The organism is Microcoleus sp. AT3-D2 (assembly GCF_036705715.1).
Classification (GTDB): domain Bacteria; phylum Cyanobacteriota; class Cyanobacteriia; order Cyanobacteriales; family Microcoleaceae; genus Microcoleus.
The window spans coordinates 1-2,710 of record NZ_JAUBVE010000163.1 but is presented as its reverse complement, the minus strand read 5'-3'; the positions used below and the strand labels follow the sequence as shown (position 1 = coordinate 2,710).

Below are 2,710 nucleotides of genomic sequence, written 5' to 3'. Positions count from 1 at the left end.
CAAATGCTAAAACTTCGTTGTGCTTACCTCAACGACCTCTTGGCTATTTGAGGCTTTTGCAAAACCGGGATGCTCCCGGCGAAGTTGCTCTCCTTTTGCTTGGCAACAAAGGCTAGAAAAAAGACGACCGGAACAGACATCTTAAAAATCACCTGTGACCTAATGGAAAACCCATCTAATTTACCCTATTGGACTCAAGACGTAATGGGACTCGATTTAGATTACACCAGTGAAGAGTGGAAAGCTTTAGGAGAAATGGGCATCAACGATGCAGAGGAGTTTATGGCTACCCTGCGGCAAGAGTTGGAAAATTTAAGTTTGTAATATCTGGCCCTGGCGTCAGCAAAGGAACTCTCAGGTTCCAAACACTCTATCAAAAGCATTCATCACTGCCGAAGAGTTAAAAACCCCTGTCTTTAGACAAGGGAGCGTCAACTTTCAAAAGGGAAACAAAAATATGTCTTTAAATGTTGAACTTTTAGAGCAAAGTTTCGAGAAAATAAAACCTCGTGCTGATGAATTTGCCGCTACCTTCTACGAAAAATTGTTTACAACTCACCCAGAGTTGAAACCACTGTTTGCCAAAACTGATATGGCAAAGCAACAGAAAAAGCTCATAAGTGCTCTCGTTTTAGTAGTAGAAAATCTCCGTTCTCCAGAGGCTTTAGGGCCAGTTCTCAACGCACTGGGAGGCAGACACATCGGTTATGGAGTAATTCCAAAATATTACCGTCCAGTTGGAGACGCACTACTAAGTGCTTTTGAGCAGTCTCTCCAGCAAGATTGGACAACCGAAGTAAAGCTGGCATGGACAGATGCCTACAGAGCAATTACTGCTTTGATGTTAAAAGGCGCTGGGGTAGAAACGACACCTAAAGAAGTTAAATTAGAAACTGAGATTATTTCCGATAAACAGGTAAGCATAGCAGCTAATCATCAACTAGAATCAGTCCCAGAAAAAGAGCAAAAATTAGCCGTAGAGGTATTGGAAAGCAGTTTTGATAAAATAAAACCTCGTGCTGATGAATTTGCCGCCAGCTTCTACCAAAACCTCTTCATCGCTCACCCTGAATTTAAACCGCTTTTTGCTAATATCGATTTAGAAAAGCAACAGAAAAAGCTCATAAATGCTTTGGTATTGGTAGTAGAAAATCTCCGCTCTCCAGAAGCTTTAGAACCAGTTCTCAACGCCTTGGGAGGCAGACACATCGGCTATGGGGTGATTCCCAAATATTATGGTCCAGTTGGAGACGCACTGCTGATGGCTTTTGAGCAGTCTCTCCAAGAAGATTGGACTCCCGAAGTAAAGCGGGCGTGGACAGATGCCTACAGAACAATTACAGGTTTGATGTTAAAAGGCGCAGGTGCAGTTTCTTCACCAAAGATTGTCCCCGATGAAAAAGATGTCATCCACAATCAGCCACAAGAATCAAAGACACAATTACTGAACGAATCTAAGCCTCTAGCACCACCAACCGAGGAAGAGAAAAAGCCTTTAGTATCTATTCAGTTGGATGGTGAAATTATCCAAAAAACGCTCTCGAAAATAACTGATAGTTATCAGATTTTTCAAGAGCAATCATTCATTCAGCGATTGGGTGAAGTTCTCAAAGGAATTTTAGAAAAATTCATTGATAATTTTTGGACACAACCTGCCTGGTTAGTTGCTAGTGTTTCAGCCATTCTGTTCATCATAATTTATGTGTGGGCGGATGATAATTCTCTGATCGGAGAAGTTTTGGAGAGTGTTGATTCTCTCAGTCTTGTCGTTGCTTTAATTTTATTCATCAAGGAAGCACCCGATCGCAGAAAGCAATTTCACTACCAAGCTTGGAGTACGGTTGATGCAGCGCACGACGTAAAAGTTAGCTATGCCAGAATTCTGGCACTCCAAGATTTGAATGAAGATGGTGTTTCTCTTAGAGGTTTGGATGCTATGGGTGCGGAGTTAGTAGATATTAATCTTCCTCATGCCAATCTCAGTAAAGCCAATTTGATGGAAAGCGACTTGAGTAATGCTAATTTGAGTTATGCTAATTTAGATAATGCTAATATCAGTCAGGTTAAACTTAGTGGTGCAAATTTAAGTCATGCAAAACTGAGTTTTGCTCGCTTGACTCAGGCTAATCTTAGTAGTGCGAATCTTAGTAATGCTAATTTAATTTGTGCAGATTTGAGTAATGCGAACCTGAGTGGTGCAGATTTGAGAGATGCTAGTTTGAGTGGTGCAAACCTGAAAAGTGCCTACCTAACTGGTGCAAATCTAAAAGGTGCTAAAGTTAGCATTTCTGACCTAAGTGGTGCTTTGCTCGAAGGTGCTGTTATGCCTGATGGATCAAAGTATAAGTCTCTGGAAGATGAGGTCACAAATAAATAAATTGATCCCAACTTTTTTATGACTTTGAGGTCTGCTTTTCTACTAAAATGGTGAGGCCCCCTTGAGTAGAAAAGCTTTGGTTTACTGAAATGCGATCGATGCTAATGGTGAGAGATTACTCTTTAATTTATTAAACATAAAATAAATCAGGCAAAGAAGATTAGGAAAAATCCAATGCAATTATTTAAGCAGTTAAGTATAAAGACAAAACTCATAGTTATGTTGTTGGTAGTCAGCGTTTGCGCTATGGTCGCCACCCAGGGCTATTTCATTCTAAACAGCTTCTTCAAAACGTCTAGACCATAGCCCGCGAGCCGTTGTGCCTGTGCCATA

Annotated in this window: 2 protein-coding genes; both read left to right on the top strand. The window is 40.8% G+C overall.

Annotation, left to right across the window (positions count from 1 at the left end; genetic code table 11):
• The first annotated feature begins 162 nt into the window (after positions 1–162).
• Positions 163–324, top strand: a complete 162-nt coding sequence (locus QUB44_RS30410; protein ID WP_333373551.1) for a hypothetical protein — start codon at positions 163–165, stop codon at positions 322–324.
• Positions 325–457: 133 nt separating this feature from the next.
• Positions 458–2,377: a globin domain-containing protein gene (locus QUB44_RS30405; protein ID WP_333373549.1), complete on the top strand. Its 1,920-nt coding sequence runs from the start codon at positions 458–460 to the stop codon at positions 2,375–2,377.
• Positions 2,378–2,710 lie beyond the last annotated feature (333 nt).